The 14,122-nt window shown below is 65.6% G+C and carries 11 protein-coding genes; 5 read left to right on the top strand and 6 right to left on the bottom strand.

Going from position 1 to position 14,122, the window contains the following annotated elements; translation table 11 throughout:
* Positions 1 to 21: 21 nt before the first annotated feature.
* The 5 genes from VGV07_RS06825 to VGV07_RS06805 are packed head-to-tail and all read left to right on the top strand — an operon-like array spanning position 22 to position 4,990.
* Positions 22 to 1,026 (top strand): ABC transporter permease, encoded by a 1,005-nt coding sequence (locus tag VGV07_RS06825; protein WP_326867941.1) that lies wholly within the window; start codon positions 22 to 24, stop codon positions 1,024 to 1,026.
* Positions 1,023 to 1,883: an ABC transporter permease gene (locus VGV07_RS06820; RefSeq protein WP_326867940.1), complete on the top strand. Its 861-nt coding sequence runs from the start codon at positions 1,023 to 1,025 to the stop codon at positions 1,881 to 1,883. The genes VGV07_RS06825 and VGV07_RS06820 overlap by 4 nt, the downstream gene beginning before the upstream one ends.
* Positions 1,883 to 2,917 (top strand): ABC transporter ATP-binding protein, encoded by a 1,035-nt coding sequence (locus VGV07_RS06815; protein ID WP_326867939.1) that lies wholly within the window; start codon positions 1,883 to 1,885, stop codon positions 2,915 to 2,917. Before VGV07_RS06820 ends, VGV07_RS06815 begins: the two co-directional genes overlap by 1 nt.
* Positions 2,914 to 3,936, top strand: a complete 1,023-nt coding sequence (locus tag VGV07_RS06810) for an ABC transporter ATP-binding protein (RefSeq protein WP_326867937.1) — start codon at positions 2,914 to 2,916, stop codon at positions 3,934 to 3,936. Before VGV07_RS06815 ends, VGV07_RS06810 begins: the two co-directional genes overlap by 4 nt.
* Positions 3,937 to 3,964: 28 nt before the next feature.
* Positions 3,965 to 4,990 carry an aldo/keto reductase gene (locus VGV07_RS06805; RefSeq protein WP_326867936.1) on the top strand — a complete coding sequence of 342 codons (1,026 nt, stop codon included), beginning with the start codon at positions 3,965 to 3,967 and terminating at the stop codon, positions 4,988 to 4,990.
* Between the two features lie 167 nt (positions 4,991 to 5,157).
* Here the strand turns inward: VGV07_RS06805 and VGV07_RS06800 are convergent, their stop codons facing one another.
* The 6 genes from VGV07_RS06800 to VGV07_RS06775 all read right to left on the bottom strand — a co-directional run bounded on the left by VGV07_RS06800 (position 5,158) and on the right by VGV07_RS06775 (position 13,922).
* Positions 5,158 to 7,182, bottom strand: a complete 2,025-nt coding sequence (locus VGV07_RS06800; protein ID WP_326867935.1) for a putative bifunctional diguanylate cyclase/phosphodiesterase — start codon at positions 7,180 to 7,182, stop codon at positions 5,158 to 5,160.
* Between the two features lie 89 nt (positions 7,183 to 7,271).
* The gene (locus tag VGV07_RS06795; protein ID WP_326867934.1) at positions 7,272 to 8,321 is read right to left on the bottom strand and encodes a DUF4185 domain-containing protein; all 1,050 of its coding nucleotides are present in this window, start codon (positions 8,319 to 8,321) and stop codon (positions 7,272 to 7,274) included.
* Between the two features lie 152 nt (positions 8,322 to 8,473).
* On the bottom strand, positions 8,474 to 9,592 hold the full coding sequence (locus VGV07_RS06790) for a sn-glycerol-3-phosphate ABC transporter ATP-binding protein UgpC (RefSeq protein ID WP_326867933.1): 1,119 nt from the start codon (positions 9,590 to 9,592) through the stop codon (positions 8,474 to 8,476).
* A 2-nt stretch (positions 9,593 to 9,594) separates the two neighbouring features.
* On the bottom strand, positions 9,595 to 12,150 hold the full coding sequence (locus VGV07_RS06785; RefSeq protein WP_326867932.1) for a GH116 family glycosyl-hydrolase: 2,556 nt from the start codon (positions 12,148 to 12,150) through the stop codon (positions 9,595 to 9,597).
* Between the two features lie 15 nt (positions 12,151 to 12,165).
* The gene (locus VGV07_RS06780; RefSeq protein WP_326867931.1) at positions 12,166 to 13,020 is read right to left on the bottom strand and encodes a carbohydrate ABC transporter permease; all 855 of its coding nucleotides are present in this window, start codon (positions 13,018 to 13,020) and stop codon (positions 12,166 to 12,168) included.
* Between the two features lie 5 nt (positions 13,021 to 13,025).
* Positions 13,026 to 13,922 (bottom strand): sugar ABC transporter permease, encoded by an 897-nt coding sequence (locus VGV07_RS06775; RefSeq protein WP_326867930.1) that lies wholly within the window; start codon positions 13,920 to 13,922, stop codon positions 13,026 to 13,028.
* Between the last annotated feature and the right edge of the window lie 200 nt (positions 13,923 to 14,122).

Here is a 14,122-nt window from a genome sequence, read left to right as displayed (position 1 = left end):
CACCACCGAATTGGTCCTCCGATGAGCCGCGAACTCCTCCGCTACCTCGCCACCCGCTTCGGCCAGTTGCTGCTGATCGTCTTCGTCGCGGTGAGCATCAACTTCATCATTCCGCGCCTCCTTCCCGGCGATCCGGTGCAGACCGCCTTGGCCCGGCTGCAGACCACTGGCGGCGCGCAGAATGTCGATATCCAGGCCGTGTCGGCCGCTTATCGCGCCAAGTACGGGCTCGATGCGCCGATCCTCGAGCAGTACCTCAACTACTGGCTCGACCTGTTCCGGCTCGATCTCGGCGTGTCGTTCGCCAACTTCCCCGAGAAGGTCTCGACCATGATCGGCAATGCGCTGCCCTGGTCGGTGACGCTGCTGGCGGTCGCCACCCTGATCGCCTTCAGCGTCGGTTCGCTCCTCGGCGCCCGGCTGGCCTGGCCGGGATCGGGGCGCACCATCAAGTCGATCGTGCCGCTGATGATGATCCTGACCTCGATCCCGTTCTACCTGCTCGCCATCATCCTGATCTATTTCTTCGCCGTGGTGCTGAAGTGGTTCCCACCCGCCGGCGGCGTCGACACCACCCGCATCATGCGGCTCGACTGGGCCACCACCGAGGATATCCTGCGGCACGCGTTCCTCCCCTGCCTCGCCATTATCCTCGGCAATATCGGCTTCTGGGCCCTCGGCATGCGCAGCCAGATGGTCTCGGTCCTGGGCGAAGATTACATCACCTTCGCCGAAGCCAAGGGGCTGCACCCGCAGCGCATCTTCGTCTGGTACGGCATGCGCAATGCACTGCTCGCCCAGGTCACCGCCCTGGCCTTGTCGCTCGGCTCGGTGGTGTCCGGCGCCGTGCTGGTCGAGGTGATCTTCAATTACCCAGGACTCGGTTCGCTCCTCTATGTCGCGATCCGCGGCCAGGATTACTTCGTCATCCAGGGCGTGGTGCTGATGCTGATCGTCTCGCTCGCGGTGCTGCTGTTCCTCGTCGACCTCATCTACCCACTGCTTGACCCGAGGATCCGGCGATGAGCTTTCTGACCTCCCTCCGGCGCAACTACGAGCAGGGCCGGATCAGCGGCGTCCTGCTGCTCGGCCTCGGCATCCTCCTCGCCATCGTGCTGTTCAGCGTCATCGGCCCGTTCTTCGTCGATGCGGTGAATGCTCAGGTCGGCGCCGTGCGGCCGCGCAGACCCCCCGGCGCCGAGTACCTCCTCGGCACGGATTCCCAGGGCCGCGACATGTGGACTCTCTTGATCTACGCCACCCCCAACACGTTGAAGATGGGGCTGATCGCCGGCTTCATCGGCGTCGGTTTCGGCACCGCGCTGGGGCTGATCGCCGGGCATTTCGGCGGCATCGTCGACGCCGTCATCCGGGTGATCTCCGACGCGCTCCTGACCGTGCCGGCCATCGCCATCCTCGTCATCATTGCCGGCAATATCGACCGCATGAACACCGTGATCATGGCGCTGGTGGTGGCTTCGCTCGGCTGGATGTTCACCACCCGCACGGTGCGGGCCCAGGTGCTCACCATCCGCGAGAAATCCTATGTCGAAGTGGCGCGGGTGAACGGCGAGAGCCAGTGGGAAATCCTCTTCACCGAGATCATGCCCAACCTGATGCCCTATATCGTCGCGAGCTTCGTCGGCACCGTCTCGGGCTCGATCCTCGCCGTCATCGGCCTCGAGGCGCTCGGCCTCGGCGCGCTCGACGAAATGACGCTCGGCAACACCATCTACTGGAGCCAGCAATCCTCGGCGGTGCTGCGCGGCTATTGGTGGTGGTGGGGCCCGCCGATCGTGGTGATCGCCCTGATCTTCATCGGCCTGTTCCTGACCTCGGTCGGCTTCGACCGCTTTGCCAACCCCAAGCTGGCGAGGCGCTGATGTCTGTCGCTCGAGACTTGAAACCCATCCTCGTCGTCGAAGGTCTGAACGTCCACTACGACACCGGCAAGGGCCCGGCCAAGGCGGTGAACGATGTATCGTTCTCGCTGCGGCCCGGCGAACGGCTCGGGCTGATCGGCGAGAGCGGCTCGGGCAAGACCACGATGGCGACGGCGCTGATGCGCCTCACCCGCGCCCCCGGCCGCATCGCCGGCGGCTCGGTGGAGCTCGACGGCCGCGACATTCTCAAGATGAGCACCAAGGAGTTGCGCGAAACGCGACTGCGCGACATCGCCCTGATCCCGCAGGGCGCCATGAGCTCGCTCAACCCGGTGATGCGGCTCGAAGAGCAGATGATCGACGCCATCGTCGCCCACAAGCCGGGGATGAAGCGCGCCGAGCTCGACGCGCGTGTCCAGGAGCTGTTGAAGAATGTCGGCCTCGCCCCGGAAGTAGCGCGCCGCTACCCGCATGAACTCTCGGGCGGCATGAAGCAGCGCGCCGCCATGGCCATCGCCACCTCGCTCTCGCCCAAGGTGATCGTCGCGGACGAGCCCACCAGTGCCCTTGATGTGGTGGTGCAGCGCCAGGTGATGCAGACGCTCGGCCGCCTGCAGGATGGGCTCGGCGCTGCCGTGGTGCTGATCGGCCACGACATGGGGCTGATCGCCCAGTTCGCCGATACGGTGGGCGTGATGTATGCCGGCAAGCTCGTCGAAATCGGCCCGGTGCGCCAGATGATCGAGAGCCCCAAGCACCCCTACACCCGGCTTCTCGTCGATAGCCTCCCCGGCATCGAAGTGAAGCGCGAGCTCACCGGCATCCCCGGCCTGCCGCCGCCGCTGGTCGACCTGCCGCCCGGCTGCAGCTTCAATCCGCGCTGCCCCCTCGCCTTCGAGCGCTGCCGGCGCGAGACGCCGCTGCTGCAGCAAGTGGCGCCGGGCCAGAGCGCCGCCTGCCACCTCTATCCGGAGCATGCGGCTTTGCCGCCGCTGCCGCCGATGACCCGTGCCCACCAGGAGCTCCGCCCGTGACCACACTCATTGAAATGCGTGGTGTCACCAAGACCTATGGCGCCTTCACCGCGCTCAACGACGTCACCCTGTCGCTGTCCGACACCAGCCCGTCGATGACCGCCGTGGCCGGCGAGAGCGGCAGCGGCAAGACCACGCTGGCGCGGATGATGCTGGGCTTCATCAACCCCTCGCATGGCCAGGTGCTCTACCAGGGCAAGGACGTCGCCAGGATGACCGGCGCCGAGCAGCGGCAGTTCCGCCGCGAAGTGCAGCCGGTGTTCCAGGATCCCTTCGACGTCTTCAACCCGTTCTACCGGATCGACCACGTGCTCGAGACCCCGGTGAAACGCTACAAGCTCGCCGACAGCGAAAGCGCCGCTCGGGCCATGATCGAGGATGCGCTGAAGCGGGTCGGCCTCAGGCCCCAGGATACACTCGGCCGCTTCCCGCACGAACTCTCCGGCGGCCAGCGCCAGCGCATCATGGTGGCCCGCGCCGTACTGCTCAGGCCCAAGCTGATCGTCGCCGACGAACCGGTGTCGATGGTCGATGCGTCGCTGCGCGCCACCATTCTCGACGAGTTGAAGACGCTCAACCGCGAGCTCGGCATTTCGATCGTCTACATTACCCACGACCTCACCACCGCCTTCCAGATCTGCGACAACATCCTGATCCTCTATCGCGGTAACGTCTCGGAGGCCGGCGCAGTGGAGCGGGTGATCGGCACGCCAAAACACCCTTACTCGCAGCTGCTGGTCTCCTCGATCCCGCTGCCAGACCTTTCCAAGGCCTGGGGCGGCGAGGAGATACCGGTGTCCGAGGCCTCCGCTGCCCGCCCCAACCCGGGGTGCAAGTTCGCGCCGCGCTGCCCGCATGTCATGGAGATGTGCTGGGATAACCTGCCGCCCAAATACGTGCCCGACAGCGAGCGGCTCGCCACCTGCTTCCTTTATCGCGACGCCCCGGTTTCGGCGAGCGACGACGTGGCCTCAGCCTTCCGCCCGCCGAACCATCCTATCGCCGCTACTGCACCCTGATTTTCATTTCGAACCGATTGCACCGACCATGTCCATCAAGCTCACCGACCGGCATCGCGTCGGCTCCACCGCTCTCGAACTGCCGCCCATGGGGTTCGGCGCCGCCCATCTGGGCGGCATGTACCACCGCGTCTCCGGCGAGACGGCGCATGCCACGCTGAAAGCCGCCTGGGACGGCGGGGTGCGCTATTTCGACAGCGCGCCGTTCTATGGTCGTGGCCTCAGCGAGCACCGGGTCGGCGATTTCCTCATCGATCAGCCGCGCGATCAGTTTCTGCTGACCACCAAGGTCGGCCGCTATTTCCGTCGCCCGGCCGACCCCAGGACCTTCGACCGCACCCCCTGGGGCGGCGGGCTGAACATGGAGATCGTCTGGGACTACAGCTATGACGGGGTGATGCGCTCCTACGAGCAGAGCCTCCTGCGGCTCGGCCTCGACAGCGTCGATGCGCTGCTGATTCACGACCCCGAGGCCTCGCTCGCCAGCAACCCCGATGGCCCCCGCATGGAGGACATGGTCCGCAGTGGCATCAAGGCGCTCGAGGAGTTGAAGGCGTCGGGCCAGATCAAGGCCATCGGCATGGGGCTCAACGCCGCCCCGTCGCTGCTGAGCTTCGCCACCCAGGTGCCGCTCGATTTCTGCATCGTCGCCATGCCCTACACCCTGCTCGATCAGGCGGCGCTCGGCACCGGGCTGAAGCGCTGCCTCGACAACGGCATTTCGGTGATCATCGGCGCCCCCTACGCCTCCGGCATCCTCGCCACCGGCCCCGGCCCAACTGCCCGCTACGGCTATGGCATCGCTTCGGAAGAGGTGCAGGACAAGGTCCGCCGCATCCAGGCGGTGTGCGCCAAGCACGGCGTCTCGCTGCAGGCCGCAGCACTGCAGTTCCCCCTCGCGCATCCCACGGTCGTGTCGGTGATCCCGGGCGGCGCGAAGCCCGAGGAAGTGACGAGCAATATCGGCTATCTGCAGGAGGCGATCCCGGTGGCGTTCTGGGGAGATCTCAAGGCGGCGGGGCTGATCGATGCGGCGGCGCCGGTGCCGGGGTGAGCGAGGCACCGGCCTCTCCGTGATCCTCCCCCGCGTGGCGGGGGAGGGGGACCAGCGAAGCTGGTGGAGGGGGCGGCCAAACCATCGGCATTTCATCCCCCCTCCACCGCCTTCGGCGGTCCCCCTCCCCCGCCACGCGGGGGAGGATACCGCACCATCCAGCCCCCCTAAGCCGACAACCGCTCCACCTCCGCCACCTCCGCCGCGAACGGCTTCGGGATCCCCATAAAATACCCCTGGGCGTAGTCCACCCCGATCGCCTCGAGCGCCGCGAGGACATCCGCCGTCTCGACGAACTCGGCTACCGTCTTGATGCCGGTGACATGGCCCAGGTGGTTGATGGTTTCGACCACCGCCCGGTCGGTGCTGTCGCGCAGCATGCCTTTGACGAAGCCGCCGTCGATCTTCAGGTAGTCGACCGGCAGGCGCTTCAGGTAGTGGAACGACGACATGCCGGCGCCGAAATCATCGAGCGCGAACTTGCACCCGATCCCCCTCAGTGCGGTGATGAAGGCGGCGGCGCGCTCCAGATTGGCGACGGCGCTGGTCTCGGTGATCTCGAAGCAGATCAGTTGCGGCGGCACCCCCGTCACCTCGAACTGCCGCTTGAGGAACGGCAGGAAGCTTTCGTCGCCGATCGCCGGTGCGCTGAGGTTGATGGCATAGGTGCACCGATGCGGCTTCACCCCTTGCTCCATGCGCATCGCGATAACTTCGAGCGCATGACGCACCACCCAGCGATCGAGTTGCGGCATCAGCCCGAAGCGCTCGGCCGCCGGGATGAAGCGGCCCGGCCCGATCAGGTCGCCATTGTCGGCCAGCCGCACCAGGATCTCGCAATGCTCGCTGTCGGCCTTTCGGCTCAGCGGCACGATGTCCTGGGCGTAGAGCACGAAGCTGTCGCGGTCGAGCGCCCGCTGCAGCCGCTGCACCCAGCCGATATTGCCGGCCATCTCGGCCTGTTCGGCATCATCGGGAGAGTAGACGTGTACGCGGTTGCGGCCCTTCTCCTTGGCCATGTAGCAGGCGATGTCAGCCGCCCGCAGCGCCGTCGCGAGGCTCCCCACGGTGCGGTCGAGGCGTACGAAACCGATGCTGGCGGAAACCGCGAAATGCTGATCGTTCCACACGAAGGGTAGCTCGGCTACCGCGCGGCGCAGCTGCTGCGCGGTGATCAGCCCCTCGTCGACCGAACCGGTATTGAGCAGCACGCCGAACTCATCGCCGCCCAGCCGGGCCAGCAAAGCCCCAGGCCCGAGCAGGCCCGGCAGCCGATCGGCCAGGACGCAGAGCAGTTCGTCGCCGGCGGCGTGCCCCCCGGAATCGTTGACCACCTTGAACTGGTCGAGATCGACGAACAGCAGCGCCGTCGCCGAGCTGTCGGCGATCGCCTGCTCCACTGCCCGCTCGAACGCGGCGCGGTTTGGCAGCTTGGTGAGCGCATCGTGCGAGGCGCGCCAGGACAGCTCGTGTTCGATCGAGCGACGATGCCTCAGGAAACTGTTGAGCCGCCACAGCGTCAGCCCCACGAACAAAGCCGCGATAGCGAGATTGGCGACCAGCAGGCTGGTCTGCACGAACCGCGTGCCCTGCCCGAGCGAGTTGGAGAAGGCGTGGGTGAGCGGCGTCACCTGGTCGTTGATGGCGTCGAGCCGTTCGGCCCAGTCGCGCCGCTGCCATGGCTGCACCAAGGCTGCCCGCGCCATCTCGTCGGCCAGGTCCTCCATCTGGAACAGGGTGACTTCGGCATTGCGCCAATCCTCGATGGCGGCGCTCATGTAGCTGAACCAGGAGAAATTCTGGAACAGCCAGATCAGCCCCGGAATATCGTCCGGATGGTTGCCGCCGCGCCGGAACCCGTCCGCCGCCGCCACGAGGTCGGGCGGGCTGGCCTCGAGCGCGACCCGCGCATCGTGGTCGCCGAGCGGCACGCTCAGCGCCTGCCGGTGCCGCTCCAGGTAGCTCGACTGGGTGGTGTCGATATAGCGGCTGAGGAAGTAGATCGCGTCATGTTGGCCCTTCGACCACATGCTCTCGCCGGTCACATAGGACCTGAGCGACGTGACCATCTGCAAGCTGAAGGTGGCGAGAATGGCCTGCGTGACAATGATGGCGATGAAGGGCCACGCAACGGCAACAAGCCTGAGGCTCGACTTCTTGTCGGAGGGCAACGGCCCGCCACGCTTCTGCATGGAACAGCCTGGGTACAATGGTCCTTTCGAACCTACGCAGCCCCGAGTTAACGACTTGACCCAATATGACTGCGCAGAGTCCCGTAGTTTTACCCATCGGGCGTTAGTGTCGCCTTCATCACATAGGTGTTGTACGGACCGAACTGGCTCATCACGAACCAGAACGCCAGGCCGTCCTCGGAAATCCATGAGGGGGTCATGTAGGCGCCATAGGCCTGGGCATAGTCGGAGCCGCGGGCCAGCACCTTGGGCGCCGACCACGGACCTTCCGGCCGCTCGGCGAAGCGGAGTTCGATCGCTTCCGACAGCTCGTTGAGCGTCGTGTACATCCAGAGCTTGATGCCGGGGTTCCAGACCAGCGAGCCTTCGCCGGCGCCCGGCTTGATCACCTCGACCGCCTGCGCCCGGTCGCTGACCCAGCCGTTGCCGTCGAAATACTCCCAGGCTTTGGTGTCGAGCACCTTGTCGGCCGCAACGCGCCCGACGCGCGCCCCGGCAAAGCGGCCGCAAGGCGTGCCGACAGCATAGACATACTTGCCATCCTCGTTGCCGGCGCCCGATTGGGCCGAGAGCGCCAGCATGTTGAAGCTCGATTTGAAGCTGCCGAACTCGTCCGGGCCGGGGCTCCAGGTCTTGCCGCCGTCTTTGGAGGAGATGAAGCGCGACCAGTTGCAGAGCCATACGCCGCCCATCGACGAGAAGCCGTTCACCGACATGTAGTGGAGGTAGAGCGTATCGCCGACCGTCACCATGGCAGTCGGGATCTTGGTCTGCTCGCCCTTGAACGCATCCTGGTGCGCGCCCTTGGCGATCTCGACCGCCTTGCCGTCCTCACCCTTCACCCAGTCGTCGATGACGATGCCGTCCGAAGCATCGAGGTCGGAAGTGAAGGCGACGACATTAGACCGCCAGTTCGGCCCGAAGCGGATGCAGGCATTGTCGTTCCAGCCGAAGGTATCGCCGAAAGCCAGCACGACCTTGCCGTCGATCTCGGCCATGGTGCCGAGATCGGTGCCGCAGATGTCCGGGCCTTTCATCGGCGCCGGCGCGTTGGGTCCGGTGAGGGCTTTCACCTTCTCGGAGGTGACGCTGTAGTCGGTGGCGAGGGCTGGGGTGGCGAAGAGGGCGAGCAGAGCCACCGCAAAGGCCCCCTCACCCGCCGCTACGCGGCGACCTCTCCCCCCAGGGAGAGGTGTCCGTGGGGCGAGATCGTGCCGCAGCTTCACCTCTCCCTTGGGGGAGAGGTCGGCCGAAGGCCGGGTGAGGGGGCCTTTTGTCCAGCACATCCGCATCACGCAATCTTCCTCATATAGTCATCCGTCCACGCCCGCGTCGGCTGCAGGGTCAGTCCGTTGGCGTCGAACACGTGGGTGAAGGCATCAGCAATTTCGAAGCGCAGCGTGTCGCCGCGCGATGTCGCAAGGATGCCGCGCATGGTGGCGGTTACCTGCTCGCCGCCGGCGGTCTTGCCGTGCAGCACGGTTTCGGCGCCCAGCACTTCTGTGGAAAGCACCTCGACGGCGAGCGCGCCATTGGCGGTGGGGATCAGGTGCTCGGGGCGCACCCCGATCGTTACCGCATCGCCAGGTTTCACCGCCCCCTCGCGACGCGCGAGGTTCAGCACCGGCCCGCCCTTGTTCAGCTCCACGCCAAGCCGTTCTCCCGCCTCCGTGAGCCTGCCGGCAAAGAAGTTCATCTGCGGCGCGCCGAGGAAGCCGGCGACGAACTGGTTGCGCGGCCGGGCATAGAGTTCGATCGGCGCCCCGGCCTGCTCGATCACCCCTTCGCGCAGCACCACGATGCGGTCGGCCATGGTCATGGCTTCGACCTGGTCGTGCGTCACATAGATCATGGTGGTGCCGAGCCGCCGGTGCAGCGCCGAAATCTCCGAGCGCATTTTCACCCGCAACTCGGCGTCGAGGTTCGATAGTGGTTCATCGAACAGGAACACCTTGGGTTCCTTGACGATGGCGCGGCCGATGGCGACGCGCTGGCTCTGCCCGCCCGACAACTGGTTGGGCCGGCGCTTCAACAGGTGCTTGATCTGCAGGATCTCCGCCGCCTTGTCGACGCGAGCGGCGATCTCGGGCTTGCCCAGCTTCTGGTTCTCGAGCCCGAAGCGCAGATTCTCCTCGACGCTCATATGCGGATAGAGCGCATAGGACTGGAACACCATCGCCATGCCGCGCGCCGAGGGCAGCAGGTGGTCGCAGCGCGCCCCATCGAGCCAGATCTCGCCGTCCGAGGTTTCCTCGAGCCCCGAGATCATCCTGAGCAGCGTGGACTTGCCGCAGCCTGAGGGGCCGACGAACACCGTGAAACTGCCATCCTCGACGGTGAGGTCGATGCCGTGGATGACTTCGAGGCTCTGGAAGCTCTTCCGCACCTGTTTGAGCTGCAGTTCCGCCATGCTCAGCCTCCGATTGCCAGATCTGCGGTGTCGCCGGCGCCGAGCCTCCGCCCGATGCGGGCAGTGGTCCCGGCAAAGCTCAGCGTTGTCAGATCGAGGCTGCCATAGCGCACCTCGAGGCGGACCTCGTTGCCGCTGCGTGTCACCACGCCCCAGCCCTCGCCCACCGACCAGAACCAGCTCCCGTCGCCGGTGTCCTTCGGCGCAAAGCCGATCTCGCCTTTGGTCAGGTCGTAGCTGAACCCCGACCAGGCGTTGACCAGCGCAAAGCTCGACATCGAGCGGGCGTAGTAGCTGCCGCACTCGATCTCGTTCCAGGGGTTGCGGCGATGCCCGTCGTGCCGGGCGCGCGCCGTGCGGACGATGTCGAGGCCTTCGTCGGTGAGGCCGCGGAAGATCAGGTGCGAGGCGAGCATATATTCGAGCCCGGTCCACACCTCCTCCGAGTACGGCGCCGGCACCGCCGGCTTGGTGGTGCCTGCGGGCCAGGTGGCGATCAGCACGCCGCCTTCGTCCTCATAGGCATAGACCCGGCAGGGGTTGAAATGCCCCTTGAGGTCGGCCCGATAGTTGTGGCGGTAGGCCGAGGCCAGCGCCGTCTTCACCTTGTCGGGGTCGAGAAAGCTGCCGAGCCCGGCGAGGTCGGCATGCCATTGCCCGAGGATCTGGTCGGTCGCGCAGCCATCGTTGAACTGGTACTTCATCTGGCCGTACTCGTCCGACCAGTATGTCTCCATGAAGCCGTCGGCGATGACGCCGACCTTGCCGGCGGCCTGATCGAACTTCTCGATCAGCGCCTTGTCGCCGAGGTCGGTCTTCTGGATGAAGTAGTCGCCGTTGAACAGTTCGCGGTTGAGGTAATCGGCGCCCGCCTGCCCCATCTTGTCGAGCTCGGCGGCGAACGCTGCGTCACCCGCAGCGCGGCCCATTTCGGCACCGGCCTTCAGCGCTGCGACATACATGGTCGAGAGCCACGAGTTGGGCCCGAACAGCTCCATGTCGAGCGTATGGTGCTGGCGGCCCCAGAGGATCCCGGTGCGCTCGGGGTCCCACTGGTCCGGATTGTCGGGCGACCAGGCGTATTCGAGCGCCGCCCGCACCTTCGGCCAGTACCGCTTCAACCACTCGGTATCACCGGAAATCTTCCAGTCGCGATACGTCTTGATGACCGAGCCGAACTGGCCGTCGGCGCAGGGGTTGAGCGGAAAGAAGGCCGAGCCGAGCGGGATGATCTGCCGGAAGGTCAGCCCGCCATTGGGCAGCTGGTTGTAGGCGTAGTCGGTCTCGCGCAGCGTCCGCTCCAGCCCGGGGAACAGGTAGGGCAGTGTCTGCTGGTAGTTCCAGACGTGGGTGCACGAGCCTTCGCAGCTGCCCTCGTTGGTGAACTGGCCTTCCCAGGCCCAGAACTCGCCGTTCTCGAGCCGCATCACCGTCGCGGTGCGGAGGATGCTCATCGTCCCCTGTACCGCATCGACGATGTCCACGGGGAGCGAGGTGCCGAACAGCGTGTCGCGGAAGGCGAAGGTCGGGGCGCGCAACTCGTCCCAGCGCGCGAACGCTTCGGCCAGCACCGCGCCGGAATTGGTCCACTGGCTGGCATAGTAGTTGCGCCAGGTGCCGGTCTCGCCGTTGACTTGCCCCGGGCGCCAGTAGACCTGCCCGACCGGGAAATGCCAGGCGATGGCAAAACGGATGGTCTTCGTCTCCCCGGGCGCCACGGTGACCCGCGCGGCGAGCGTGCCGTGCTCGGGCTGGTCGAACATGTTCCTGTTGAGCCGCGGCTTGTCGTAGTGCCGCTCGGGCAGCCGCCCTGCCCGCGCGAACTCACGCCAGAACAGGTTGAGATCGTCGAACCACTGGCCACGGAAATGGTAGTCGAGATGATCCACATCATCGGCATCGGTGGCGATCGACACGTCACCCGTCTGCCAGTCCGGCAGCGGGTCGGCAGCGGTGAGGAGCAGCGATTTCACTCCGCTCGCTTCGGCATAGCTGTGCCGGCCGTTCTGGCAGCCGTGGTTTCCCAGCGTCCCGCCGATGGTGTAGTCGATCGGCCCCTTGCCCGAGTTGGTCACCGCGATCTCGAACATCGCCGCCGGCAGCGAGGAATCGCGCTCGTTGGTCGGGATGAACGGGCTCCAGGCGGTGAGTTTCACTTCGCCGGGGAAGGTTGCATCATGGAACGCCACCTCGGCCACCGGGAAGGTGCCGGTGAACGTGGTGCCCTCGAAATGCGGCACCCCGGCCAGCGTGTTGCGGTTGGCGCCCCAGCCGAACCCGTCGAAGAATTTCCGCGTCGTCGGCGAGCCGGTGGGGAGGCCCTCATAGGGGCCGTTCAGCACCCGCGCATCGAGCAGCTCGCCGCCGGCTTCGGCCTTGATGGCGAAGTGGCTGTAGCCGTTGAAGCTCTGCAGCCCCGGCCGGTTGCGGATCGACCAGTCGACCAGCCTGCCGCTGCCCGACAGCGCCAGGCCACCGGCGCCGATGCCGCCGAGGGGAAAGGCGATATGGCCGAGGCGGTCGCCTTCGTAGATGAAACGCTTGTCGGTCTTGCTCATGCTGAAATCCATTGGTCAGGCCCGAATGCCTGAGAAAGTGACGCCCTCGATCACCATCTTCTGGGCGACGAGGAACAGGAGGACGACGGGGAGGATGGCCATGCTCATCGCGGCCATGACCACCGACAGGTTGCCCTGGCTCATGTAGCCGCGCAGCAGGTCCATCGCGATCGGCAGGGTCATCGAGTCCTGCGAGGTGATCAGCGCCCGCGGCTGGAAGTAGGCGTTCCAGGCCCCGGTGAAGGTGATGATGGCGAGCGCCCCGAGCGCCGGCATCAGTTGCGGCAGCGAAATGCGCCAGAAGATCTTGAAGTAGCCGGCGCCATCCATCAGCGCCGCTTCCTCGAGCTCCTTGGGCTGCGAACGCAGGAACTGGCGCAGCATGAATACGCCGAAGCTCGAGGTCAGCCCCATCAGCACCAGCCCGATCGGGTTGTTGAGCAGGCCGAGCTTGGCGTAGCCGAGGTAGATCGGCAGGATCGTCACCTGCGCCGGAAACATCAGCCCGATCAGCATGACGAAGAACAGGCTGTCGCGGCCTGGGAACCTGAGCCGCGCATAAGCGAAGGCGGCGAGCGTGCAGGTGACGAGTTGGCCGATGGTCACCAGCACAGCAACATAAAGGCTGTTCCAGTAGATCTTGAGGAACGGCACCGAGGACTCGAGCACCGTCTGGTAGTTGCTGAGGTCGAAGCTCGGCGGAAAGAAGCTCGGCGGCATCTTGTAGGCCTCGGCCGCCGGGCGGAACGACATCGAGAACAGCCAGAAGAACGGCATCAGCATCAGGATGCCCATCAGCAGCAACACCGCGATGATGGCGCGATCGACCCACTTCTTGGCTTCGCGCGTCTGCATGGATCTGGTCTGCATGGCCGCTACTCCCGCACCCAGCGGCGCGAGCCGATGATCTGGATGATGGTGATGATGAGAACGAGGATCATCATGATGACGCTGACTGCCGCGGCGTAGCCGAGCTCGAAGCTGCCGAACGCCTCGTCAACCAGGTAGATCGACAGCGAACGGGTCGAGTCGCCCGGCCCGCCGCCGGTGAGGATCATGATCGACTCGAACACCTGCAGCGCGCCGATCGAGGCGAAGACGATGCAGAAGAACAGCACCGGCGAAATGAACGGCAGGGTGATGCGGGAGAACCGCCGCCAGGCCGAGGCGCCATCCATCGAGGCAGCATCCATGATCGGCTTGGGCACGCCCTGCAGCGCCGCGATCAGGATGATCATGAAGAAGCCGGTGTTCTTCCACACATCCATGATGACGATCGAAGTCATGGCGAATTTCGACGACGACAGCCAAGGCACCTGCCCGATGCCGAGCTGCGCCAGGTAGTAATTGATGACGCCGAAATCGACGCTGTAGAAATAGCTCCACACCACCGCCACGAACGCCGCCGAGATGATCACCGGCAGGAAGAAGGCGAGGCGGAAGAAGTAGAGCATGAACGTCGGCATCGCCCGGTTCAGTGCCAGCGCCAGGATCAGCCCGACCGCCACGTTGAAGCTCACCGCAAGGAAGGCGAAGCGCAGCGTGTTCCAGAAGATCTCGAGCGAGCGCGGCTCGGTGAGGAAGCGCACATAGTTCTCGAACCCCACCCAGTCGGCGCCGAAGCTGATGTCGTAATAGGTGAAACTGAGGATGATGGTGATGGCGACGGGCGCCAGCACAAAGGCCGCGTAGAGCAGGATCGAGGGCAGCACGAACACATAGCCCGCCTGCATCTGCGCCTTGCGGAGGTCGGAGAGTCGTCGCGTCGCCATAACCATCTCGGGCCGGAGGAGAACCAAGTGCCCGCGCCGAACCCGAGGGTCCGACGCGGGCAGTCCGGGGGAGGACTACTGGGTGACGCGCTTGATGCGCTCGAACGAGCGGGTCAGTTCCTGGTCCGCCTTGGCGACGGCATCAGGAATGGTCATTTCGTCGGTCATGATGGCGTTGAAGTACCGCATGAAAATCTGGT

This window comes from Devosia sp. (genome assembly GCF_035944845.1).
Lineage (GTDB): Bacteria > Pseudomonadota > Alphaproteobacteria > Rhizobiales > Devosiaceae > Devosia_A.
This window is presented reverse-complemented; position numbering and strand designations above follow the sequence as displayed.

Bases quoted from the DNA above. Each gene is read 5' to 3' on its own strand.
- VGV07_RS06800 (WP_326867935.1), bottom strand. From the start codon at position 7,182: ATGCAGAAGCGTGGCGGGCCGTTGCCCTCCGACAAGAAGTCGAGCCTC.
- VGV07_RS06785 (WP_326867932.1), bottom strand. From the start codon at position 12,150: ATGAGCAAGACCGACAAGCGTTTCATCTACGAAGGCGACCGCCTCGGC.
- VGV07_RS06815 (WP_326867939.1), top strand. From the start codon at position 1,883: ATGTCTGTCGCTCGAGACTTGAAACCCATCCTCGTCGTCGAAGGTCTG.
- VGV07_RS06805 (WP_326867936.1), top strand. From the start codon at position 3,965: ATGTCCATCAAGCTCACCGACCGGCATCGCGTCGGCTCCACCGCTCTC.
- VGV07_RS06820 (WP_326867940.1), top strand. From the start codon at position 1,023: ATGAGCTTTCTGACCTCCCTCCGGCGCAACTACGAGCAGGGCCGGATC.
- VGV07_RS06775 (WP_326867930.1), bottom strand. From the start codon at position 13,922: ATGGCGACGCGACGACTCTCCGACCTCCGCAAGGCGCAGATGCAGGCG.
- VGV07_RS06825 (WP_326867941.1), top strand. From the start codon at position 22: ATGAGCCGCGAACTCCTCCGCTACCTCGCCACCCGCTTCGGCCAGTTG.
- VGV07_RS06780 (WP_326867931.1), bottom strand. From the start codon at position 13,020: ATGCAGACCAGATCCATGCAGACGCGCGAAGCCAAGAAGTGGGTCGAT.
- VGV07_RS06790 (WP_326867933.1), bottom strand. From the start codon at position 9,592: ATGGCGGAACTGCAGCTCAAACAGGTGCGGAAGAGCTTCCAGAGCCTC.